This window comes from Burkholderia ambifaria AMMD (assembly GCF_000203915.1).
GTDB classification, from domain to species: Bacteria; Pseudomonadota; Gammaproteobacteria; order Burkholderiales; family Burkholderiaceae; genus Burkholderia; species Burkholderia ambifaria.
In genome coordinates this window covers 439,178-463,535 of sequence record NC_008392.1, presented here as the reverse complement: position 1 = coordinate 463,535, position 24,358 = coordinate 439,178, and the positions used below count along the sequence as shown (strand labels likewise).

Here is a 24,358-nt window from a genome sequence, read left to right as displayed (position 1 = left end):
AGACAGCAATGGCAACGACATCGACGCTCGCGAGCGTCGCGATACGGCTTGCCCTGTTCGGCGTCGCCCTCGCTGGCGGCTCGCTGCAGGCCGCGCCTGGCTACGGCGGCGGCGAGGTCGAGTGGCCGCAGTACGCGGCCGACCAGGCCTCGTCGAAATACCTGCCGGTCGACCGGATCAATCCCGGCAATGTCCGTCACCTGGTCCAGAAGTGGGTGTGGGACTCGCCCGACAACGCGATCGTGGCGCAGGCCAATGCCGGCGGCATGAAGCTCTGGCCGAACGCGAACGAGGCCACCCCGCTGATGGCGGGCGGGCGCCTCTACGTGATCACCTCGCTCAGCGAGATCGCGGCGATCGACGCGGCCACCGGCAAGACGCTGTGGGTCTTCAATCCGAAGAGCTACGTGGCCGCGGACGGCACCAGCTTCGCCTATCCGCCGAACATCGGCTTCGTGCAGCGCGGCGTGTCGTACTGGAAGCATGACGGCGTGGAGCGGATCTTCTTCGCCACCGGCAGCGCGCTGCTGATCTCGCTCGATGCGCGCACCGGCAAGCCCGACAGCGGCTTCGGCAGCGGCGGCGTGATCGACCTGAAGCAGGACCTGCGCCGCAGCGTATCGCAGACGCTGTACGGCATGAGCTCGCCGCCGATCGTGTGCGGCGGCGCGGTGATCATCGGCTCGAACATCCTCGATTTCCCGCTCGCGCAGCCGATGGCGCCGGGAGACGTGCGCGGCTTCGACCCGCGCACCGGCCAGCTGCTGTGGACCTTCCACACCGTGCCCGAGAACGGCGAGACGGGCGCCTCCACCTGGGTCGGCAACGCCAACGTGAATACCGGCGGCGCCAATGTCTGGGCGCCGATGAGCTGCGACAGCGAATCGGGCATCGCCTATCTGCCGGTCAGCACGCCCGCGAACGACTACTACGGCGGCCGGCGCGTCGGCGACGGCTGGTTCGGCGACAACCTGCTGGCGCTGCGCGGGCGCACCGGCAAGCTGGTCTGGAACTACCAGCTGATCCACCACGGGCTGTGGGACTACGATCCGCCCGCAGCGCCGACGCTGTTCGACGTCTGGCACGACGGCCGGCTCGTGAAGGCGGTCGCGCAGGTCTCCAAGCAGGGTTTCGTCTACGTGTTCGACCGCACCAACGGCAAGCCGGTCTGGCCGATCGTGGAGCGGCCCGCGCCGCCCTCGACGCTGCCCAGCGAGGTGGTCTCGCCCACCCAGCCGACCCCGACCAAGCCGCTGCCGTTCGATCGCCAGGGCCTGGCCGACGACGACCTGATCGACTTCACGCCGGCGCTGCGCGCCGAGGCGCGCGCCACCGCCGCGAAATACGTGCACGGGCCGCTCTACACGCCGCCCTCGCTCGACCAGACCGCCACGGGCGGCACGCAGGGCACGCTGATGATGCCCGGCAATGTCGGCGGCAGCAGCTGGACCGGCGCCGCCTACAGCCCCGAGACGGGGTACCTGTACGTCCCCTCGGTAACCAAGCCGTCGGTGATCGGCCTGTTCCCGTTCTCGACCGAGACGTACGCGGGCGTGCCGAAGATGCTGACCATGCCCGACGGCCTGCCGATCTCGAAGCCGCCCTACGGGCGCCTGACGGCGATCGACATGCGCACCGGCGACCACGCCTGGATGCGCCCGGTGGGGCGCGGGCCGGTCGATCACCCGGCGCTGGCGGGGCTCAAGCTCGGCCCGCTGGGCTGGGACCGCCGCAGCTTCTTCATCGCCACCAACGGCCTGCTGTTCGGCACGCAGGAGGGGATCGTGACCGCGAACCCGACGCAGCTGAGTCAGACCACCACGCTGAACCTGATCAAGAACGACGACGCCTACCTGTGGGCGCTCGATCCGCGCACCGGCCGCACGCTGCTCGAACTGCCAATGCGGTACGGCAACGCCTCGGGCTCGCCGATGACCTACGTCACCGACAACCGGCAGTACATCGTGGTGCCGGTCGGCGGCGGCGGCAATCCCGCGCGGCTGGTCGCCTACGGTTTGCCCTGAACCCGTTACGAAGGAGAAGCTCGTGCTGACCGCTCCAACACGTACCCACGTTCGCCCCGAACTGTCGCTGCTGCTGCGCTCGCTGGGCTCGCGCCTGACCCAGGCGCGCCAGGCCATCGATCCGGCGCGGATGAATCAGATCCTGGCCCAGCCGCACCTGTCCGAATACGAGCCGCGCCAAGTGGTGCACGGCCTCGAGAAGTGCGAGGCCGCGCGGCATCGCTACCAGCAGCGGCTGCTGGCGCGCACCATCCTGCAGGACCATCACTACGAGCGCGAGGCGATGGCCGCCGACTGCGAGGAGATCTACGCGGCCGTCGCATCCGAGAACCCGGTCGCCTCGGCCGTGCCGCTGCCCCGCGTCGATTTCCGCACCATCACGCCGGAGGCGTTCCACGAGAACTACGTGCGCCGCCCGCATCCGGTGGTAATCGAGAACGTCGGCCATGATGCCTCGTCCTATCACCTCGACGCGCTGGTCGAGCGCTACGGCAAGGATGTCGTGCCGATGATGCGCATCGACACCGGCGAGAACTACGAAGGGCCGCTCGCCGAGCTGCTGGAGGGCAAGTCCTACCTGGCCAACAGCGACCGGCTGTTCATCGACCATTCCGAGCTCGAGGAGAACCTGTATTCGTCCTCGTTCGCGCCGTACACGAAGATGACGCGGATCTCCTCGCAGCTGTTCATCTCGAACGGCGGCGCGGGCAGCCCCTCGCATTTCGGCAAGATCGCGAACACCTTCTACCAGCTCGAGGGCGTGAAGGTCTGGAGCCTGGTCGATCCGGCCTTCCTCTACCTGGTGTATCCGCTGCTGCTGCCCGGGGATGCCGTCACGGCCCTGCACTGGCAGGACGAATCGGATCACGAGCGCTGTCCGCTGTTCCGCTTCTGCCCGCGCTACGAGGCCGTGCTGCAGCCCGGCGACGTGCTATGGAATCCGTATTACTGGTTCCACTCGGTCAAGAACCAGACCAAGCGCACCGTGGCCGTGGCCGACCGCTGGTTCGGCGTGCCCGGCAAGGACTTCCTGAGCCCCGCGCCGCTCTACGACTTCGCCTCCACGCTGTGCCCGCAAAGCGTCGATCTCGACAGCTACGTGCAGTGGATGCAGATCCAGCAGAGCGTCACCAAGCGCAAGATCCCGTGGTACGAGCGCGTCTCGCATGGGCGCCGCTACCGCGCCTTCGATTCCGCCTATAACGCCGCCGCTTTCGGGCTGCAGCCGCCGGACCTGAGCCGCGGCGTGTTCAGCCACGACTGACGCGGCCCCGACTCCGCTGGCGGCCGAGCCCGGCCGCCGGCCATCGAATTTTCACGAGGGTGTCACGATGAAGCGCAACTACATCGGACTCGGCACGAGTCCGCACGATCCGTCGCTCGCGATCGTCGATTCGCAGGGCCAGCTGGTGTTCGCCGAGGACGCGGAACGCTATCTGCAGAACAAGCGCGCCTGGAATGCTCCGCCCGACGATTTCATCCGCATCGGCAAGCTGCTCGGCCAGTACTGCGAGCCCGACGCGGAATTCGTGATCGTCGGCAGCTGGCGCCGGAAGTTCTTCAAGCGCTTGCAGTTCTTCGCCTTCGGGCCGCTCAGGGGCATGATCCGGCGCAAGATCGGCGCCGACAATTTCGACATGCTGCGCTGTATCGCCAGCTACGCGAACGTGCGCCACGGCATCAACACCGAGGCGCACCTGCAGCGCGTGTTCGGCCGGCGTCCCGTGATCCACCGCGAATACGAGCATCACCTGACCCACTCGGCGGCGGCCTGCTTCGGCAGCATCTTCTCCGACGCGATCAGCATCGTGATCGACGGCCTTGGTGAATCGACCTCGTGCAAGGTGTTCCACTTCGACCGCGGCGCGCATCGCGAGCTGTCGACCAAGCCCTCGCAGGGCAGCTTCGGCCAGTACTACAGTCTGCTCTGCGAGCTGTGCGGCTTCGACCCGATCGGCGGCGAGGAGTGGAAGGTGATGGGCCTGGCACCCTACGGCAGCCGCAACGAGCGCTACTACGGCCTGCTGCGCGGCCTGCTGGAAGTGGACGACCTGCGCATCCGCGAGGGGCGCGGCGCGGCGGCCGCGATCGGCGAGCTGGTCAAGCTGCGCCGCACGCGCGACCAGCCGGCGATCGAGTTCGCCGACCTCGCCTATACCGGGCAGCTCGTGTTCGGCGAATTCGTCGACGAGCTGCTGGCCAACGCGCATCGGCGCGGCCTGTCCGACAACCTGGTGCTGTCGGGCGGCTGCGCGCTGAATTCGGCCTATGTCGGCAGCCTCGCGGGCCGCGGCCCGTTCAGCCGCAGCCATGTGTTCTGCGCGCCGGCCGACAACGGCAATTCGGTCGGTGCCGCGTGGCTGGCCTATCACGAGGATCACCCGGGTGTCTGGCAGCCGCGCGCCGAGGTGCAGTCGCCCTATGTCGGCAGCCACCTGTCGAGCGACGCGCTTGGCAAGCTGCTGGAATACGGCGGCTTCGACGCAGAGCGTGTCGCCGACACCGGCGAGCTGTGTCGGCGCGTCGCGACCTCGCTGAGCGAGGGCAAGATCGTCGCCTGGGTGCAGGGCCGCGCCGAGTTCGGCCCGCGTGCGCTCGGCAACCGCTCGATCCTCGCCGACCCGCGCGATGCCGACGTGAAGGAGCGGATCAATGCGAGGGTGAAGTTCCGCGAGGAATTCCGGCCGTTTGCTCCGTCGATCTTGGCCGAGCATGCGCGGGCCTATTTCGAGCATGCCTGCGAGACGCCCTACATGGAGCGCGCGCTGCGCTTCCGCCCCGAGATGGCCCCGCGCGTGCCGGGCGTGGTGCACGTGGACGGCACCGGGCGCCTGCAGACCGTCAAGCGCGAGCTGAACCCGCGCTACCACGCGCTGATCGAGGCCTTCCACGCGATCACCGGCGTGCCGATCCTGCTCAATACCAGCTTCAACGTGATGGGCAAGCCGATCGCGCACTCGGTCGAGGATGCGATCGCGATCTTCGCGACCAGCGGCATCGACGTGCTGGTGCTCGACGACGTAATCGTCCACAAGGGCGGCGCGCGGCGCGAGACGCCGGCCGCGCGGCAGTACGAGGCGCACGGGGCGGATACGTCGCTGGTGCTCGACGACTAGGCAGGAATCGGCATCCGGAGCCCGCGGGGCCGCCGCTCGCGTCTCGTCGCGCCTCAGGCGCCGGCCGGCTGATTATCCCGCTCGCGCGCGAGCCGCAGCCTGTCGCGCAGGCGCTGCTTGGCTTCCGGGTCCTTCGGCTTGACCCAGTCCCAGCCGATCCGCTCCCAGTCCGGATCCTTCGGGTCCAGGCCGATATCGATGATGTGCGGCGCCTGCGCCAGGAAGCAGTGGCCCTTGAACTGCAGCAGGTAGAAGCCGCGATGTGTGTCGAGATACTCGCGCGCCTCCTCGTAGCTCGGGAACCAGACGTTCAGGTTGAACTCGCTCGCGTTGAACTTGTAGAGCTCGGTCTCGGCGATATCGTCCGAGCCTTCCTGCTGCGCACGCAGGTGCCGGTTCAGGGCCGGCCAGTCCTCATGTCCCGACTCGCGCGCCAGCAGGTCCAGGTACTTGCCGACCGGCAGCGCCTGCAGCCGCTTGCGCAGCACCGCGTCGCTGTCGGCGCTCAGGCCGAGACGCTCGCGCAGGCGCTGCACCACGGGATGCTGCGCGAGTGCGCCGGCTTCGTCGTCGAGCGCCTGCCGGACCGTTTTCTGCAGGCGTGCCGCCTGCAGCCGGTATTTGTCGATGGGGCTGATGGTCTTCATGGTGGTTTCCGATAGAACGGGTTGCATCGGCGATGCCCGCGGGCGGACATGCGGGTGGTGCGGCCATCTCCGCTTGGACGGGCAGCCGCGCGAAATGTTCGGCCAGGCCGCGCGTGGAATTCGACGCGCGCGGCGGACCGCGGCTGGCGACACGCCCGTCGCGGCCGGGATACGCCGGTATCGATAACCGGGCGTCGCGCGTGCGCAATCCCCACGCGCCGATCGGGGCGATTGCGGATGAAACCATTTGCGCGGGCCGCCTGCCACTCGGAAATTTAGTAGGTGTTCCGATCCGCGCTTCGCTGGTTAAGATGGGTTCGAGGCGAATCAATCGAGCAGGCGTCGATGACGAAGCCGCTTTCGTCATCGTCACCGCACGTCGCGTCGCGAACGCGATTCTTCCGGCGGGTCATGTCGTCAGCGTGCATGCCCGCGTCTCAGGGTCGTGCGCCCCGATCGCATCCGGATCGAGGCATGACTGCCTTCCCCGGCAACCTGCCTGCGGCCCGGCGCTTGCGAGCGGCCGGTCCCCACGGGCCATTTTCATCATCGATTTCGATCATTCAAGGATGGAGGCGTGGATGGAAGCTGATGTCGCAATCTTGGGGGGTGGGTTGGCTGGCTTGTCGCTGGCGCGTCAGTTGCGGCTCGAGAAGCCGGACATCCGCATCGTGGTGCTCGAGCGCGGCAAGCGCCCGGCGCAGGAGGCCAGCTACAAGGTGGGCGAGTCAAGTGTGGAGGTGGCCGCGCATTATTACGGCGAGCGCTTGAAGCTCAAGGCCCACATCGACGAGGCGCAGTTGCCCAAGCTCGGCCTGCGCTTCTTCTTCCCGCACGGCGACAACAGCGACGTCACGCAGCGGCTCGAGATCGGGCCGAGCGACTACCCGACCGTGCCGAGCTACCAGCTCGACCGCGGCCGCTTCGAGAACTTCCTCCACGATCAGGTGCTGGCCGACGGCGTGACCGTGTTCGACCGCGCCCGCGTGCAGCGTGTCGAGTTGCGTCCCGGCGAGTTGCACGAGATCGGCTTCGTGCACGGCGACGAGGTCAAGACCGTCACGTGCCGCTGGGTGGTCGACGCGGCCGGCCGCAGCAAGATCCTCAAGCGCAAGCTCGACCTCGAGAAGGACGGCAATCTGCGCAACGGCGCGGTATGGTTCCGGCTCGGCGCCGAAGTCGACATCTCCGAGATGAGCGACGATCCCGACTGGCTCGCGCGCACCGGCCCGTCGCGGCGCTTCAGCACCAATCACTTCATGGGCCCCGGCTACTGGGTCTGGTTCATTCCGCTCGGCTCGGGCTCGACCAGCGTGGGCATCGTGTTCGACAACACCATGCACAACGTGAAGGAGATGAACTCGTTCGAGAAGTCGATGGAATGGCTGCGCAGGAACGAGCCGCAATGCGCGGACATGGTCGAGCGCTATCGCGACACGCTGCAGGACTTCCTCTGCTACCAGGACTATTCCTACAGCTGCAAGCAGGTCTATTCGGCCGATCGCTGGTGCATCACGGGCGAGGCCGGCGTGTTCATCGACCCGTTCTATTCGCCGGGCAGCGACTTCATCGCCTACAGCAACGAGTTCGTCGGCGACCTGATCCTGCGCGACCTGCGCGGCGAGGACATCGCGCCGCTCGCGCGCGCCTACGACCGCGTGTTCCTGCAGCTCGCGGAGGTGGTGTTCATGCTCTACGAGGGGCTCTATCCGAAGTTCGGCAACGGCTTCGTGATGACGCAGAAGATCCTCTGGGACAGCGTGATCTATCTCGGCGTGACCTGCCTGCTGTACTTCCACCACAAGTGGCACGACCTGGCCTTCCTGGGCCGCATCGACAACGAGCTGGCGCGCTACAACGACCTGCTGCGCTCGGTGGCCGACCACTTCAAGCGCCAGCCGATCCTGCACGACGCGTCGCTGGCCGGCGAGTACGTCGACCTGACCAAGACCTTCCTGTTCGGCCGCAACCTGAACCAGGAGCTGCTGATCGAGCATCCCGACGACGATGCGCTGATCGCCAAGCTGCGCGAGAACATCGGATTGCTCGAGGAGCTGGCCGTGAGCATCCACAACAACGTCGACATCTCGCGCAACCTCCAGCCGCTGCGCGCGGCGGAACCGGCCTGAGAGGAACCGACATGTCGCCGTTCGAGAAAAACCTGGCCCTGCGCAGGGCCGTGCTGGACGTGATGGAGCAGGGCGGGTGCTACCGGCGGATCATGGACGGCGGCCCCGAACTGGATCGCGTGAAGGAATTCCTGCTGCGCATGGCGCGCCCCGAGCACGGCGAGCGCCTGCCCAAGCAGCACCCGACCTTCCTGCCGATCTTCCCCGGCCTCGACAACCGGCCGATCCGCAGCCCCGAGGGCGACCCGGTGGCCGACTACTTGCGCGCGGCCACGCCCGCGATCCGCAACGAGGCGCTGCGCCTGCGCAACCGCGTGCTGTCCTTCACCGGAGGCGTGGTGACCGACGGCGCCTGGCTGATCTACCCGCTCTGGTACATGGGCACGCAGCTGCCGTTCATGACCATGCACTGCCCCGAGCTCAAGCGCATCGCCGCCGAGCTGCCGCACTGCGGCGTCGCGCATCCGTTCTCTGAGGCGCTGCTGTCGTGGCAGGAGCCGAACACGCACCTGGGCGCGCACTGCAGCGTTGACTCGCTGCGACTGCGCTACAGCGTCGGGATCATCGTCGATGCCGACTGCACGCTGCGCGTTGGCGAGATCCGCAAGCAATGGCAGGTCGGCGAATCGATCGTGTTCGAGGACTGCTTCGAGCACGAGGCCTGGAACGGCCCGAAGAGCCGCCTGGTGTTCATCATCGACGCCTGGCACCCGGATCTCTCCCTGATCGAGCGAGAGGCGCTGCAGGCCATGTTCCGCAAGCGCGAGGTGCGCGACATCCTCTGCGAATTCCGCATGTCCGAGCCGATGCGGCCGTTCCTCGCGCAGCGCTTCGCCGAGGAGGATCGCGATCCGCTGCTGGCGCGCTACTGGGATGCCGGGGCCGCCATCACGGCGCCGCGCATTACCGACTGGGGCACCTGGAACACGGTGCCGGTGTTCTCGTGAGGCGTGGCCCGCGCAGCGCCGTCACGGCACCGCGCGGAACGGTTCGATGGGCCCGCCGTCGCGCACGTCGCGGCGGCTCGCAGGAGGATCGTCTGATGGCTGTTCAGGATGTCCATGCGTGGTTTCATGCGCCGCTCGACGCGGCGCCCGAGGCGAGGCCGCGCGCCGCGCTGGTCTGCTTCCCCTACGCGGGCGGCGGCCCCTCGGCCTATCACGCCTTCTGCCGCGCGCTGCCGCCGCAGCTGCGGCCGCTGGTGGCGCGGCTGCCGGGCCGCGAGGCGAGCCGGCAGATCCCGCCGCTAACCGATCTCGACGATATCGCCGCGCACCTGGCAGAGGCGCTGCCCGAGGCCGCGGGCGGCCTGCCGATGGTGTTCTGGGGGCACAGCATGGGCGCCCTGGTGGGTTTCGAGGTGGCGCGCCGGCTCGGCGCCGAGGCCGGCCCGCGCTGCCTGGTGGTGTCGGGCTGCAAGGCGCCGCAGCTGCCGCGCGTGCCACGCCCGGTGCCGGTGGAAGCGCTCGACGACGCGCGCTTCGTGCAACTGCTGCAAGGCTACGGCGGCATGCCCTCGGTGATCCTCGACAACCCCGACCTGCTCGCGCTGCTGCTGCCGCAGATCCGTGCCGATTTCGTGGCAATGGACGGCTATCGCTACCGCGCCGGCGCACCGCTCGACTGCGACCTGCTGTGCGTGAACGGCGCCTCGGACCACCTGGTCGGCCGCGACGCGGCCCGCGCGTGGGCGACCCAGACCTCGCGCCAGGCCGCGTGCGAATGGCTGCCGGGCGGTCACTTCTTCATCAACGAGAGCCGCGCCGCGCTGGTGAGGCTGATCGTCGATGCCGCCGAGGATGGCGTGGTGCCGTCCGACGCGGCCCTGCCGAGAGGCGCCTGACATGCTGGAACTGATCAACACCTACCTGCACGGCTATGCCGCCGTGCCGTTGCTGTCGGCCTGCCGCGAGCTCGGAATTCTCGCCGCGCTGCAAGCGGGCCCGGTCGGCCTGACGCGGCTCGGCGCGGACCTGCGCGCGAACCCCGGCTATCTGCGCCTGGCATTTCGCGCGCTGCACGCGCTCGACTGCGTGGCCTCGGACGATCACGAGACCTATGGGGCGACCGCGCGCTTTCGTGCCTGCGCCGCTCTGCCCGAAGGCATCGACACGCTGTACCGGATCGACTTCGACGCCTGCCTGGGCGAAGGCACGCAGGCGACGCGGCTGGAACCCTGGTTCGCGCTGTCGGCGCGCGGCTGGGATAGCGAGGATACCGAATGGGCGCAACTGCTCGACGGCGCATTGACGGTTCCGCTGCTGCTTGCGCTGGCCAGGCGCGGAGTGGGGCGCGGCAACGGAGATGACGACGCGCGACTGGACACGCGTGTGCATCCGGCGCTGCACGCGATGCTGCGCGACTGGCTCGCGGCGCGCCAATGGCTCGCGCCGGCGGACGGGCTCAGGCTCAACGAGCGCGGCCGGCACCTGTGCGAGCGCGCGTTGACGATGGGCGTGACCGCCTCGTACCGGCCGATGCTGATGGCGCTGCCCGAGCTGATCGGCGGCGATCCGCGCCGGGTGCTGACGCGCGACGCCGACGGCCACGAGACCTATGTGGACCGCACCCTCAACGTGATCGGCAGCGGCTTCCAGCACGGCAAGTATTTCAACGACATGGCCGACCTGGTGGTCGAGCTGTTCGACCGCGAGCCGCTCGACGCGCAGCCGCGCTACATCGTCGACATGGGTTGCGGCGACGGCGCCCTGCTGCGCCATCTGTACAAGGCGATCGCGACGCGCTCGGCGCGCGGCCGCTGCCTCGATGGGTACCCGCTGCTGTTGATCGGCGCCGACTACAACCAGCGCTCGCTCGACGCCGCCGGCCGCACGCTCGAGGGCCTGCCGCACCTTCTGGTGCATGCCGACATCGGCAAGCCGCAGGCGCTGCTCGACGCGCTGCGCGAGCACGGCATCGACGATCCCGACGCGATCCTGCACGTGCGCTCGTTCCTCGACCACGACCGGCCGCTGGACCTGACGGCCGAGCCGGCCGATGCGGCGCAGCCTGCCGCCGACGATCACGTCTACGTGGACGCGCGCGGCAACTGGCTGTCCTCGGCGCGCGTCGCGCGCGACCTGCGCGAGCATCTTTCGCGCTGGGCCGGCATCATAGGCCGCCATGGCCTGATCGTGCTCGAGGTGTTCGCGCTGCCGGTGCGGCTCACGCGCGAGTATTTCAGCCAGACCGAAAGCTTCAGCTTCGATTTCTATCACGCGCTGTCGCGCCAGGCGCTGGTCGACGCCGGCACCTTCCACCAGGCGCTGGCCAGCGCCGGGCTCTATCCGGATCGCGAATCGCTGCGCCGCTACCCGAGCGTCACGCCGTTCTCGCGGATCGTGCTGCAGCGCGTGCATCCCAAGCCGTTCACGATCCGTACCTTGCAGTCGGACGACATCCCGGCCCTGCTCGAGATCGACGCGCGCTGCTGGCCCGAGCCGCTGCGGTTGTCGCGCGAGGCGATCGAGCAGCGCCATCGCCGTTTCCCCGAGGGGCAGTTCGTCGTCGAATACCAAGGGCGCGTGGTCGGCGTTCTCTACACGCAGCGCATCGACGATCTCGATGCCGTGCTGGGGCGCCGTCATGCCGACTACGCCGAAGCGCACGTCGCCAACGGCCGCTACTGGCAACTGATCTCGATCAGCGCGCATCCCGATTTCCCGTCGCTGGCGCTCGGCGACCAGCTGCTCGAACACGCGCTCGACCTGGCCGCGCTGACGGCCGGCGTCGAAACGGTCTACGGCATCACGCGTTGTCTCTCTTTTATTTCGCAATCCGAAACGATGGAGGCCTATATCGGCCTGCGCGACGCGCACGGTCACCCCGTCGATCCGCTGCTGCGCTTCCATCACCTGCATGGCGCCAGCATCGAGCGCGTGGTACCGGGCGCGCGCCCCGAGGACCTCGACAACGGCGGCGACGGCGTGCTGATCCGCTACGAGCTTTCGGCGCGCTTCCGCGCGGCGGGTGCGGCGGCCCTGCCGGCGGCCGGCGATGAGTGTCGCGAGCGCGACACGCTCGAAGTCGTGTCCGAATCGGTCCGGCGCATCATGCGCGTGCCCGACAGCTTCGCGGCCGATTGCCCGCTGCGCGAGCTGGGCCTCGATTCGATGGGGCTGATGGAGCTGCGCCTGCTGCTCGGCGCCGCGTTCTCGATCGAGTTCGATCCGGCCGCGTTCTTCAGCTATCCGACCGCGCGCGCGATCGCCGGCCATATCGACGCGCAGCGCCGGCCGGCCGATGCCGCCGCCTCGGCCTCGGTGGGCCGTGCCTCGTTCCCGGCCCGGCCGGACGCGTCGCGGCGGGCGGATGCCTCGGCCGATTCGACGAACCCGGGCGCTGCCGCCGGCACGCGCGAGACCGAGGTGGCGATCGTCGGCATCGCGCTGCGTTTCCCGGGCGGCATCGACACGCCGCAAGCCTACTGGCGCATGCTCGACGAGGGCCGCTGCGTGATCGGCGAGCGCCCCGACACGCGCTGGCGCGAATATCGCGAGGAGCTGGCCGCGCTGGCGCCGGCCTTGCCGCAGATCCATCGCGGCGGTTTCCTGGCCGAGGTCGACCGCTTCGACGCCGCGTTCTTCCGCATCACGCCGCGCGAGGCGCAGGCGCTCGATCCGCAGCAGCGGCTGCTGCTCGAACTGGTCCACGAGGCCTTCGAGCAGGCCGGCATCGACGCCGACACGCAGGCCGGGCGCGAGGTGGGCGTGTTCCTCGGCGCCTATACGCACGACTACGAGGCGCTGACGCTGCGCGAGCGCGCGCTCGGCGAGATCGACGCCTGGTTCGGCTCGGGCACCGCGCTGTCCACGGCGGCCGGGCGGCTTGCCTATTGCTTCGATTTCCGCGGCCCCACGATGACGATCGACACCGCCTGCTCATCCTCCAGCAGCGCGATCTTCTCGGCTTGCCGCAGCCTGCTCGATGGCAGCGCCTCGCTGGCGGTGGCTGCCTCGGTGAACCTGATGATCGGGCCGTCGCTGAGCGTGGCCTACGGCCGCGCGAGCATGCTCTCGCCCGACGGCCTCTGCAAGACCTTCGATGCCGGCGCGGACGGCTACGTGCGCGGCGAGGGTGGCGTGGTGCTGCTGCTCAAGCGCCTCGACGACGCGCTGGCCGACGGCGACCGCGTCCACGCCGTGATCAAGTCGGCCGCGCTGATGCAGGACGGCCGCACCAACGGCCTGACCGCGCCGAACGGGCAGGCCCAGGTGGACGTGATCCGCCGCGCGCTGGCCCAGGCCGGCTGCGACCCGGCCGACATCGACTATGTCGAGGCGCACGGCACCGGCACGCGGCTCGGCGATCCGGTCGAGATCCAGGCGCTGCACGAGGCCTATTGCGCCGGCGTCGAGCGTGCCGCGCCGCTGTCGGTCGGCTCGGTCAAGACCAATCTCGGTCATACCGAGGCGGTCTCGGGGATGGCCGGACTGGTCAAGGTGGTGCTCTCGATGCAGCACCGCAGGGTGCCCGCGCATCTGCACCTGAACCAGCCCAGCCCGCTGCTCCGGCTCGACGAACGCAACATCGAGATCGCGCGGCAGGCTCGCGACTGGCAGGCCACGCCGGGCCGCCCGCGCCGCGCCGGCATCAGCTCGTTCGGCTTCAGCGGCAGCAACACCCACCTGATCGTCGAGGAATTCGTGGCGCCCGAAGCCATGCCCGCGGCGCCTGTCGCGGCGCCGCTGCCTGCGGTGGTTTCGGCCGCGACGCCGGCCGCGCTGCGCGCCAATCTCGCGGCGCTGGCCGAGTATCTCGAAGCGAGCCCGGCGCCGCTCGACCTGGCGGCGCTCTCTCGCGCGCTGACGGCCGGGCGCGCCCAGCACGCGCGTCGCGTGGCCTTCAGCTTCGATTCGAAGGAGGCGCTGCGCGAGCGTCTCGCGCAGGCCCAGGCCGCCGTCGATCACGACGCGGCACCGCGCGCCGGCCTGCGCATCGCCTTCATGTACACCGGGCAGGGTGCTCAGTATCACGGCATGGCGCAGCGGCTGGCCGGCACCAGCCCGGTGTTTCGTGCGCACCTGGAGCGCTGCGCGGCGCTGGTGCGTGAGCATGCCGGTTTCGACCTGTTCGACCTGATGTGGGGCGAGCCGCGCGCGCGCATCGACGAGACGCGCTACACGCAGGTCGCGCTGTTCTGCGTCGAGCACAGCCTCGCGCTGCTGCTGCGCGAGGCCGGCATCGAGGCGAGCGTGGTGCTGGGCCACAGCGTCGGCGAATACGGCGCGGCCTGCTACGCCGGCGTGATGGAAGAAGCCGCCACGATCCGCCTGCTGAGCCGTCGCGGCGAGCTGATGCACGAGGGCACCGCGCGCGGCGCGATGGTCGCGCTGCTCGCGCCGCTCGCCGAGGTCGAGGCGCTGCTGCGCGGCTTCGACCGGCTGGCCGTGGCCGCGCTCAACGGCCCGCGCAACCAGGTGGTGGCCGGCGATTCGCAGCAGCTCGAGGCGCTGGTGCGGCTGGCCGGCGAACGGCAGATCCCGGCCTTCCCGCTGCCGGTCGAGCGCGCCTTCCACTCGCCGCTGATGGCGCCGATCCTGCCGGGCTTCCGCGAGCTGGCCGAGCGCTTCGCCTATGCCGCGCCGCGCGCGACGCTGATCTCGAACCTGACGGGCGAGGTCTGCCGCGGCGCGCCCGACGCCGGCTACTGGACCGATCACATTCGCCAGCCGGTGCGCTTCGAGCACTCGGTGCGCACGCTGCTCGCGCAGGAGGTCGACCTGGTGATCGAGATCGGCCCGAAGCCGGTCCTCACCCGCATGGCGCAGGCCGTCGCGCCCGCGCCGACACTGCAGTGGCTGCCGGCGCTGGTCGATGCCGAGCGCCATGGCCTCGCCGCGATCTTCGCGAAGGCCAGCGAGGCGGGGCTGGCGGTGAACTGGCGCGTCTATCCGCACGAGAGTACCGCGCGGCTCGACGATTTGCCGCTGTATCGCTTCCAGCGCGAGTCGTACTGGCTGCCGGCTCTCGGCGCGCGCGGCGCGGCACCGGGCGCGGCGCGCGAAGCCGGCGCTGCCTTGCCGGATTCGCCGTCGCAGGCCGGCTCGCGCGTCGAGCCGAATGTCGATGCGGCCGCGCGTACCGAGGTGCGCATCGATCCGGCGCTGGACCGCGCGCCGTGGGCGCACGTGATCGGCCGGCACAGCGTGTTCCCCGCTGGCGGCTACCTCGGCTTGGCGATCGAGGCCGCGCTGCGCTGGCTCGACCGCCCGGCCGGCGTGGTGCTGCGCGGGCTGCGTGTCGAGCAGATGCTGCGGCTGGCCGAGGACGGCGCCTACCGGCTCGAAGCGACGGCCCGGCCGGGCGATCCGGGCGAGGGCGGCGATCCCGCCCGCGCGGCGATCCTGGTGCGCAGCGCGGGCGGCACCGGCGCGGCCTGGACCACGCATGCGCGCGCCACGGCCGAGCCGCTGGCGGCCGGCACCGCCGCGTCCGTGCTCGCGGCGCCCGCCGATACGCAGGCGGTCGCGATGGACGGCGCCTCGTTCTACCGGCGCGTGGCCGCGCTCGGCTACGACTATGCCGCGCCGTTCCGCGGCATTACCTGGCTGCGCCGCGCCGGCGACAGCATCGGCGCCGACCTATCGGCCGCCGGCACGCCCGAGCCGGACGGCTACGCGGCCGCGCCCTGGCGCCTCGACCATTGCCTGCAGACCGTGCTGGCCGCGAGGCTCGAGGCGCTGGAAGCCGATGGCGCGCACCTACTGCTGCCGACCGGCGTCGAGCGCCTGGTCTGGCACGGCCCGCTGCCGGCCGCGCCGCGCGTGGTCTGCCGCGTGCGCGCGCATCACGATGGCGTCGAGGCCGAACTGCGTATCACCGACGCCCAGGGCAAGCCGTGTTGCGAGATGGAGGGCCTGCGCTTTGCGCGCGTCGATCGTCGCGGGCTGGCCGGCGCGGGCGGCGCTGCCTCGGTGGTGTCGCCCGCGTCCGCACCGTCGCGATCCGCCTCGCCGCTGCACGCGCTGCGCTGGCGGCGCGTCGACCCGCCTTCCGTCGCCGCCGACGAGGCCGGCCGGTCCTGGCTGGTCGTTAGCGCCGCCGGCGCGTCGGGCGGTGCCTTCGCCGCCGCGCTCGGCGCGCGCGGTGCCCGCGTCGAGCGGCTCGATCCGCGCGACGCGCATGACGCGGCCGGCCTGGCCGCCTTCGCGCGCAGCCTGGCCGACTACGCCGCGGCGCGGGCCGAGCCGTTCGGCCTGATCCATCTGCACGCGGACGCCGCCGTCGATCTCGCCGTGGTCCGTTTCCTCGCCGGCCTGCCCGCCGGCTGCCTGCATCGCGCGCTGCTGGTCACGCAGGGCGCGCAGGCCGTGGCGGGCGAGTTGCCCGATCTGTCGGCGACCGTGCTCTGGGGGCTCGGCGCCACGCTGCAGGCCGAGGCGCCGCAGCAGGCGGTCACGCTGGTCGATCTGGAGGCGGGCCTCGACGCGCTGGTCGGGATCGAGACCGTGCTCAACGCCGCCGATGCCATCGACGCCGGCGCCGCGCGCGCCCCCGCGTGGCCCGATCATCTCGCGCTGCGCGCGGGCCGCTGGCACCAGCGCGTGCTCGCGCCGGCCACCGCGCGCGGTCCGCTGACGATTTCCGGCGACGGCAGCTACCTGGTGACGGGCGGCCTGGGCGGCCTCGGCCGTCGCGTCGTCGAATTCCTGCATGCACGCGGCGCGGGCCGCATCGTCGTGCTCGGGCGCACGCTGCCGGCCGAGCCGCCGGCCTGGCTCGCGGCGTTGCAGGCGGAACGTGCCGTTGTCGAACTGGTGGCCTGCGATCTAAGCGATGCCGCGCGGGTCGCGAGCGTGCCGGGCACGCTGGGGCGCGAGCTGCCGCTGCGCGGCATCGTGCATGCGGCCGGGGTGCTCGACGATGCGCGCCTGATCGACCAGGATGCGGCGCGCCTGCGGCGCGTGGCGGCGCCCAAGCTCGACGGCGCGCGCCATCTGCTGGACGCGCTGGCTGGCGCATCGCTGGCCGCGTCGCTCGATTTCGTCTGGCTGTTCTCGTCGATCACCGCGCTGCACGGCGGCGCGGGCCAGGCCAACTACGCGGCCGCCAATGCCGCGCTCGACGGCTACGCCCACACGCTGCGCGCACGCGGCGTGCCGGCCACCGCGATCAACTGGGGGCCGTGGCGCGATACCGGGATGCTGGCGCGCGTGGCGCGGCCCGAGGCCACCTATGCGCGGCTGCATGCCGATCCGCTCGAGCCCGCCGAGGCGGCGCGCTGGTTCGATGCGCTGCTCGCCACCGACGGCGCGCAGCTCTGCGTGGTGCACTGGCGCCTCGATGCGCTGGCGCGCGTGCCGGGCCTGCCCGCGCTGCTGCGCGACCTGGTGACGGCCGCGACATCGGTGGCGACACCGGCCACGGCCGGGCAGGCCGGTCCCGCGTCCTACCGGCAGCGGCTCGCCGATGCGCTGCCAGCCGAACGCGCCGCGCTGGCGCGGCGCCTGGTGGCCGAGCAGATCGCGCTGGTCACCGGCATCGCCGCCGCGACGATCGAGCCGGCCGCGCCGCTCAGCATACTCGGCATGGATTCGCTGATGAGCGTCGCGCTCAGCGACGCGCTGGCCCACTGCCTTGGCATCGCCGCCTCGGCCACGCTGCTGTTCGACCACCCGACGCTCGACGCGCTGGCCCTGCACGTGCTGGCGGCCAATGCGCCCGCCGGGTCCGCCGTGGCGGAGGCCGCGTCCGTTGCGCCGGCGGTCGAAGCCACGGAACCCGCCGCGGCCCCGCTCGATACCGAGCTCAGCGAAATCGAGGGATTGCAGGACGACGATCTGGCCGCGCTGCTCGGCAAGGAGTTCATCCGTGAATAAGCCCACCTCGTCCGACGGCTGGAAGGACGACTACCTGAGCCGGCTGTCGCGGCTGTCGAAGAACCAGCTGATGGCGCTCGCGCTCAAGCTCAAGCAGCAGCAACTCGAGCAGGGGCCCGCGGCCGAGCCGATCGCGATCGTCGGCGTCGGCTGCCGGCTGCCCGGCGGCGTGGCCGGCCCGGACGACTACTGGGCGCTGCTGCGCTCGGCCGGCAGTGGCATCGTCGAGATGCAGGACCAGCGCTGGAACATGGCCGCCTACTTCGATGCCGATCCCGAGGCGGGCGGGCGCATTCATACGCGTTCGCTGGGCCTGGTCGACGAGGTCGACCGCTTCGACGCCGACTTCTTCTCGATCTCGCCGCGCGAGGCCGAGTCGATGGACCCGCAGCAGCGCCTGCTGCTGGAGGTGGCCTGGGAGGCGATCGAGCGCAGTGGCCACGCCTGCGCCTCGCTCGACGGGCGCCAGGTGGGCGTGTTCGTCGGCATGATGAACAAGGACTACCTGCACCTGAACGCGCCGGACATCACCGGCGAGGCGGCACGGCATTCGCCCTATTACGCCTCCGGCGAGGCCTTCAGCATCGCGGCCGGACGCCTGGCCTACATCCTCGGCGTGCACGGGCCCTGCATGACGATCGACACCGCCTGCTCGTCCTCGCTGGTGGCCGTGCATCTCGCCTGCCGCAGCCTGCTCGAGGACGAATGCGAGCTGGCGCTGGCCGGCGGCACCTCGCTGATCCTCTCGCCGGAAGCCTCGATCGTCAGCTCGAACGCGCGGATGCTGTCGCCCACCGGGCAGTGCTGGAGCTTCGATCATCGCGCCGACGGGTACGTGCGCGGCGAGGGCTGCGCCGTGGTGGTGCTCAAGCGCCTGTCGCGCGCGCTCGCCGACGGCGACCCGGTGCTGGCCGTGATCGCCGGCTCGGCCGTCAACCACGACGGCCGCAGCCAGGGGCTGACCGCGCCGAACACGGCCGCGCAGATGGCGCTGATGCGCGAGGCCCTCCGCGGCGCGAAACTCGATGCCGCGCGCATCCGCTACGTGGAGGCGCACGGCACCGGCACGCCGCTGGGCGACCCGATCGAGATGAACTCGATCCAGGCCGTCTACGGCGAGGCGCGCGACGAGGCGTCACCGCTCGTGATCGGCTCGGTCAAGACCCAGATCGGTCACACCGAGGCCTGCGCGGGCGTGGCCGGCCTGATCAAGCTCGCGCTGTGCGTCGCGCACGATCGCGTGGTGCCGCAGCGCAATTTCGAGCGGCTCAACCCGCATATCACGCTGCGCGATGGCGTGCGGCTCGCGCTGCGCGACGAGCCGTTCGGCGGCGAGGCCGGCGCGCGCTACGGCGCCGTCAATTCCTTCGGGTTCAGCGGCACCAACGCGCACCTGATCGTGCGCGACCTGCCGCCCGCCGCGCCGGTGGCGCCCTCGCTGCGCGGGCCGGGCGTGCTGGCCGTGTCGGCCACCAACGCCGCCGCGCTCGACGCGCTGCTGCTGCGCTACCGCGATTACCTGGCGCCGGGCCGGCCCGAGCCGGACTGGGATGCGCTGGCCTATACCAGCCAGGTGGGTCGCAACCATTTCCGCGAACGCGTGGCGCTGACGGCCGACGACATCGCCGGGCTGCGCGCGGCGCTCGATGCGGCCATCGCGGCCCGTGCCGCGGCCGCCGCGACGGCGCATGACGAGTGGCCGCCGACCGCCCGCGCGGGCTGGGTATTCGGCGTCTTCGACATGACGCCCTCGGAGTTGGTCGCGCAACTGCGGCGGAGCAGCGGCGCCTTTGCACGGCGGTTCGACGCGCTGGTGGCGCGCGCGGCGCCGGAGCTGGCGGCTCGCGACGATGTGCTCGCCTACCTGACCGGCTGCGCGATCGTCGAGACCCTGCACGACGCGGGCCTGCATGCCGACGCGCTGGCCGGTGCCGATCCGCTCGGCAGGCTGGTGGCGGCAACTGCTGCCGGCCTGGTGAGCGTCGATACCGTGCTCGCCTGGTTGCCACTCGATGCCGCCGCGCGCGACGTCGCACTGGCCGATTGGCCGGCGCTGCCGCCGGAAATCGCGCTGGTCGATGCCGGCAGCGGCGAGAGCCGTCTCGATACCTGGCGCGATGCCGCGCGCCGCCGCGCCTGGCTCGCGCAGCCGGTCGAGCCCGTGCCGGCGGCGCACCAAGGCGGGGACGAGGCGATCCGCTGGCTGGCGATCGGCGACCTGAATGCGGCGGCGGGCAAGAGCCCGGCCGCCGCGCCGTTCCTGTTCCCGCGCGAGTTCGCCTCGCGCTCCTGGGACCCCGCCTGGGCCATGCTCTATCGCTCGGGCCTGTCGCTCGACTGGTCGGCGCTGTACGGCACGACGCGTCCGCCGCGGCTGGTGTTGCCGACCTACGCGTTCCAGCGGCGGCGCTACTGGCCGCGCAACGCCAAGGTCGAGCAGCTGCGGGCGCCTGCGCGCCAGGCGAGCGCCGAATTCCGGCTGGTCTGGCAGCCCGCCGCCGCGCCGGTCGACATATCGGCTTCTGGCGCGGCTCCCGCGCGGCGTCGCATCGTGCTGGCTGAACCCGGCGCCTGGTCGGATGCGGCCGAGCTGCCAGCGGGTCTGCAGTGGCTGCCGCTGCCCGAGGGCTGGCGCGACGCGCAGGTGCTGGCCGGCCTGCTCGCCTCGCTCGAACCTGGCGCCGCAGGCGCTGCGCTCGACCTGCTGTTCTGGCTGTCGCCGTCGCGCGTCGAACGCGACGATGCCGCGCGCCGCGCCGCCGACACCACGCGCGGCCTGTGCGTGATCGGCCAGGCGCTGCTCGCGCTCGGCGAGTCGGCGGGAATGCGGATCGGTTTCGCCACCGAGGGCGTCGAGCAGGTAGTCGAGGCCGATGCGCGGCAGGCCCCGAACGTCGGCGATGGCGTGGTTGCCGGCTTCGTCAAGACGCTCGGCTTCGAGCAGCCGCAATGGCGTCCCTGGGTCGTCGATCTCGATGCGCGCGCTGACGGCGCCGCGCAGATCGTGCTGGCGCTCGATGCGGCCGACGACGAGAACGATGTCGCGATTCGTGACCGGCAACGCCATGTCCGAAGGCTGGCTGCCGCGACGGCCGATGCCGCTGACGACACCCACACCGTCGACGCTATCGACGCAGCCAACGCCGCCGAGGCATCCAACAACGCCACCGAGGCCGCCCGCGAGGCACCCGCGCGCGGCGACCGCGCCTACCTGATCACCGGTGGCCTGGGCGGCATCGGGCTGGCCCTCGCGCGCCGCCTGGCCCGCGACGGCGCCGGCGAGCTGGTGCTGGTATCGCGGCGCGGCCCCGAGGATGCCGAGGCCCGCGCCGCGCACGACATGCTGGCCGCGGCCGGCGTGCCGCTGACCTGGGTGCGCGCCGACGTCGGCGACTCCGAGGCGCTGCGCGCCGGTCTCGCCGCCGTGCGCCTGCCGCTCGGCGGGATCTACCATGCGGCCGGCGTGCTCGACGACGCGCCACTGCAGAACCTGACCGACGCGCATTTCGCGCGCGTGATGCATGCCAAGGTGGCCGGCGCGCTGAACCTTGACCGCATCGCCCGGGAGGCCGGCGTCGAGCGCTTCGTGCTGTTCTCCTCGGTGGCCGCGGTCGTCGGCTCGGCGGGGCAGGCCAACTACGCGAGCGCGAACGGCTTCCTGGCCGCGCTTGGCCGCGCGCGTCGCGCCGAAGGCCTCGGCGCGACGGTGATCCACTGGGGCCCCTGGGCCGAGGCAGGCATGGCCGGCCCGGAGCGGGTGCGGCAGAAGATCGAGCGCGCCGGCTTCGTGCTGATCGAGCCCGAGGCCGCGCTCGATGCGCTGCAGGCCGTGCTCGCGCGCGACGAGGCCGAGGCCGTGATCGCGCGCTTCGACTGGGCGCGTATCGCCGATTACCTGGCCGATCGCGGCGCGCGCCCGCTGTTCGATCAGGTCTCGACCGCGCCGGCGCGGCCCGCGGGGGCGAGCGTCGAGATGCGCGGCGAGGCGCTGGCCGATGCAGTGCGCGAGCTGCTGCAGCAGGGCGAGGCGGCCGCGGCGCGGCAGATGCAGGCCCACGCCGAGGCCATCGTGCGCAAGGTGCTGGCGATCGACGCTGGCGATGCGATCGACCCGGCGCGCTCGCTGCTCGAACTCGGCATGGATTCGCTGCTGTCGGTTGAGCTGCGCAATCGCTTCGCCGCGCAATGGGGCCTGTCGCTGCCGGTCTCGCTGATGTTCGACTGCCCGAGCGTGGCCGCCGTGTCGCGGCGCCTGCTCGACGAGCTGCGCTCGAAAGAGGGCACGGCCGCCCCGCGCGCCGCCGCAATCGAAATGGCAGCGGGCGCGCCGCGACGCGACGAGGCGCGCTGCGATATCGCCGTGATCGGCATGGCCTGCCGGATGCCGGCCGGCGCGAACGATGTCGGCGCGTTCTGGGATCAACTGATCTCGGGTACCGACATGGTCCGACCGTTCGACGGCACGCGCTGGGATGTACCGCGCTTCTACACGCCTGGCTCGACCGAGGACGGCAAGATGGTCGCCAACGACGGCGGTCAGATCGCCGACGTGCACGGCTTCGACAACCGCTTCTTCGGCATCGGCGATCGCGAAGCCGAGTACATGGACCCGCAGCAGCGCATCGCGCTCGAGGTGGCCTGGGAGACCCTCGAATCGGCCGCCTACACGCCCGAGCAACTGGCCGACGGGGCCGGCGTGTTCATCGGCCCGGGCCCGTCCGATTTCGCCGACCTGTCGCAGCGCCATGCCGGGGCGCTGGTCGGGCTGATGGGCCCCGGCCACCACGTCAGCGCGATACCGGGACGCATCGCGCACCTGTTCGACTGGCAGGGGCCCTGCATGGCGATCGACACCGCCTGCTCGTCCTCGCTGGTGGCAGTGCACGTGGCTGCCCAGCACCTGCGCGAGCGCGAGTGCCGCGTCGCGCTGGCCGGCGGCGTCAACGTGATCCTCTCGCCGGCCAACAACATCGTGCTGTCGAAGGCCGGCATGCTGTCGCCGGCCGGCCGCTGCCGCACCTTCGATGTCGGGGCCGACGGCTACGTGCGCTCCGACGGCTGCGGGATGGTGCTGCTCAAGCGCCTCGACGACGCGCTCGCCGACGGCGACGCGATCCTCGGCGTGATCCGCGGCAGCGCCGTCAACCACAACGGCCGGGGCCAGGGGCTCACCGCGCCGAGCAGCCGCCAGCAGGCGCGCCTGATCGAGGCGGCGCTGGCGCGCGCCGGCACGCTGCCGTCCGAGATCCGCTACGTCGAGGCGCACGGCACCGGCACGCCGCTCGGGGATCCGATCGAGATGGCCGCATTGAAAGCCACCTACGGCGCGCATCGCGACGCGGCCGATCCGCTCTACGTGGGCGCCGTCAAGTCGGCGATCGGGCATACCGAGAGCGCAGCCGGCGTGGCCGGGTTGATCAAGGTGCTGCTGATGATGCGGCACCGGATGATCCCGCCCACGCTGCACCTGAACACGCTCAATCCCCACCTCGAGATCGACCCGCGCACGATCCGCATCCCGACCGCCCCGCAGCCGTTGCTCGCGCGCGAGGACGGCACGCTGAGCTGCGCGGTCAGCTCGTTCGGCTTCAGCGGCACCAATGCGCACCTGATCGTCGCCGCGCCGCCGGGCAAGCCGGCGCGGCCGCTCGCGCGGAGTGGGCGCGGCCTGTTCGCGGTGTCGGCGCGCAGTCTGCCCGCGCTGGCGCGCCTCTGCGAGCGCCATGCCGTGCATCTGGCGCGCGCCGGCACGGCCGAGCCGCTCGCCGATCTCTGTGCGAGCACGCTGCTGGGCCGGCGCCGCTTCGAGCACGTCCTCTGCCTCTATCCGGACAGCCATGCCGAGCTGATCGCGCAACTGCGCGCGAGCGCGGCGCGGCTGCGGCAGGCACCGGCACCGGCCGCGCCCGCCGCGATCGACACACTGGCGCTGCGCCTGGTCGCCGGTGCCGCGCTGCCCGCCGCGACGCTGGCCGGCTGGCACGACGAGCCGCGTTTCGCCGCCGCACTCGCGGCGGCGCGCGACGCGCTGTCGGCGGCACAGGCGGGCGAGCCGGCAGGCGAGGGCGCTCCGGCCTCGCTCGACGCCGCCTGGTTCTGCGTGCTGCATGCGCTGAGCCACTGCATGGCCGCGTTCGGTGTCGAGCCGGACCGGATCGACTATCGCGGCCGGCTCTGGCTGGCGGCCGCGCCGATCCATCAGGCCGGTTCGCTCGACGAGGCCGCGCGCCGCTTCCTGGCCGCCGATCCCGCGCCCGCGCCCAAGCGGCTCGGCGGCATCGCGCTGCGGCCGGCCGACCAGTGCGAAGGCGACGAAGGCGAGGGCGGCTTCCTCATGCTGCGCGACGCGAGCGGCCGCGCGACGCGCCATCTCGATGCCGCCGCCGGCCTCGACGACGAGGCCTGGCGACGCGCCTTCGGCGCGCTCTGGGAAGGAGGGCGCCGGGTGGACTGGCTGGCCGGCTTCGCCGGCTCCGCCTACCGGCGCGTGGCGCTGCCGGCCTATCCGTTCGAGCACCGCGACTGTTCGCGGCCCGCGCGGCTGCCGGCCGGCGAGCGCTCGCTCGAGCTGCTGCTGGAGGATTTGCAGGCCGAATAACCGGGCAACCGGGCGCGTCGCGC

General features: G+C 71.4%; 9 protein-coding genes. 8 read left to right on the top strand and 1 reads right to left on the bottom strand.

Translation table 11 applies throughout. From position 1 onward, the window contains the following. Positions 1-8: 8 nt before the first annotated feature. The 3 genes from BAMB_RS29555 (at position 9) to BAMB_RS29545 (ending at position 5,140) form a co-directional block, all read left to right on the top strand. Entirely contained in the window at positions 9-2,024 is a 2,016-nt protein-coding gene (locus BAMB_RS29555) for a pyrroloquinoline quinone-dependent dehydrogenase (RefSeq protein WP_011660820.1), read from the top strand. A 22-nt stretch (positions 2,025-2,046) separates the two neighbouring features. Then, positions 2,047-3,288 carry a cupin-like domain-containing protein gene (locus tag BAMB_RS29550; RefSeq protein WP_041491776.1) on the top strand — a complete coding sequence of 414 codons (1,242 nt, stop codon included), beginning with the start codon at positions 2,047-2,049 and terminating at the stop codon, positions 3,286-3,288. Between the two features lie 67 nt (positions 3,289-3,355). Beyond that, complete coding sequence (locus BAMB_RS29545; protein ID WP_011660818.1) at positions 3,356-5,140, top strand: carbamoyltransferase family protein; 1,785 nt, start codon at positions 3,356-3,358, stop codon at positions 5,138-5,140. Between the two features lie 53 nt (positions 5,141-5,193). Here the strand turns inward: BAMB_RS29545 and BAMB_RS33125 are convergent, their stop codons facing one another. After that, a complete protein-coding gene (locus BAMB_RS33125) occupies positions 5,194-5,787 on the bottom strand; it encodes a hypothetical protein (RefSeq protein WP_050812324.1) in 594 nt (197 codons plus the stop codon). Between the two features lie 581 nt (positions 5,788-6,368). On the opposite strand from BAMB_RS33125, the gene BAMB_RS29535 reads away from it, so the two are divergent. The 5 genes from BAMB_RS29535 to BAMB_RS33120 all read left to right on the top strand — a co-directional run bounded on the left by BAMB_RS29535 (position 6,369) and on the right by BAMB_RS33120 (position 24,335). Further along, positions 6,369-7,916: an NAD(P)/FAD-dependent oxidoreductase gene (locus BAMB_RS29535; RefSeq protein ID WP_011660816.1), complete on the top strand. Its 1,548-nt coding sequence runs from the start codon at positions 6,369-6,371 to the stop codon at positions 7,914-7,916. A gap of 11 nt (positions 7,917-7,927) precedes the next feature. Beyond that, entirely contained in the window at positions 7,928-8,863 is a 936-nt protein-coding gene (locus BAMB_RS29530) for an aspartyl/asparaginyl beta-hydroxylase domain-containing protein (RefSeq protein WP_011660815.1), read from the top strand. 95 nt (positions 8,864-8,958) lie between these two features. Further along, the gene (locus BAMB_RS29525) at positions 8,959-9,759 is read left to right on the top strand and encodes a thioesterase II family protein (RefSeq protein WP_011660814.1); all 801 of its coding nucleotides are present in this window, start codon (positions 8,959-8,961) and stop codon (positions 9,757-9,759) included. A 1-nt stretch (position 9,760) separates the two neighbouring features. After that, positions 9,761-17,737, top strand: a complete 7,977-nt coding sequence (locus BAMB_RS29520; RefSeq protein ID WP_041491775.1) for a type I polyketide synthase — start codon at positions 9,761-9,763, stop codon at positions 17,735-17,737. Continuing rightward, the gene (locus BAMB_RS33120) at positions 17,730-24,335 is read left to right on the top strand and encodes an SDR family NAD(P)-dependent oxidoreductase (protein WP_011660812.1); all 6,606 of its coding nucleotides are present in this window, start codon (positions 17,730-17,732) and stop codon (positions 24,333-24,335) included. Before BAMB_RS29520 ends, BAMB_RS33120 begins: the two co-directional genes overlap by 8 nt. Positions 24,336-24,358: the final 23 nt, after the last annotated feature.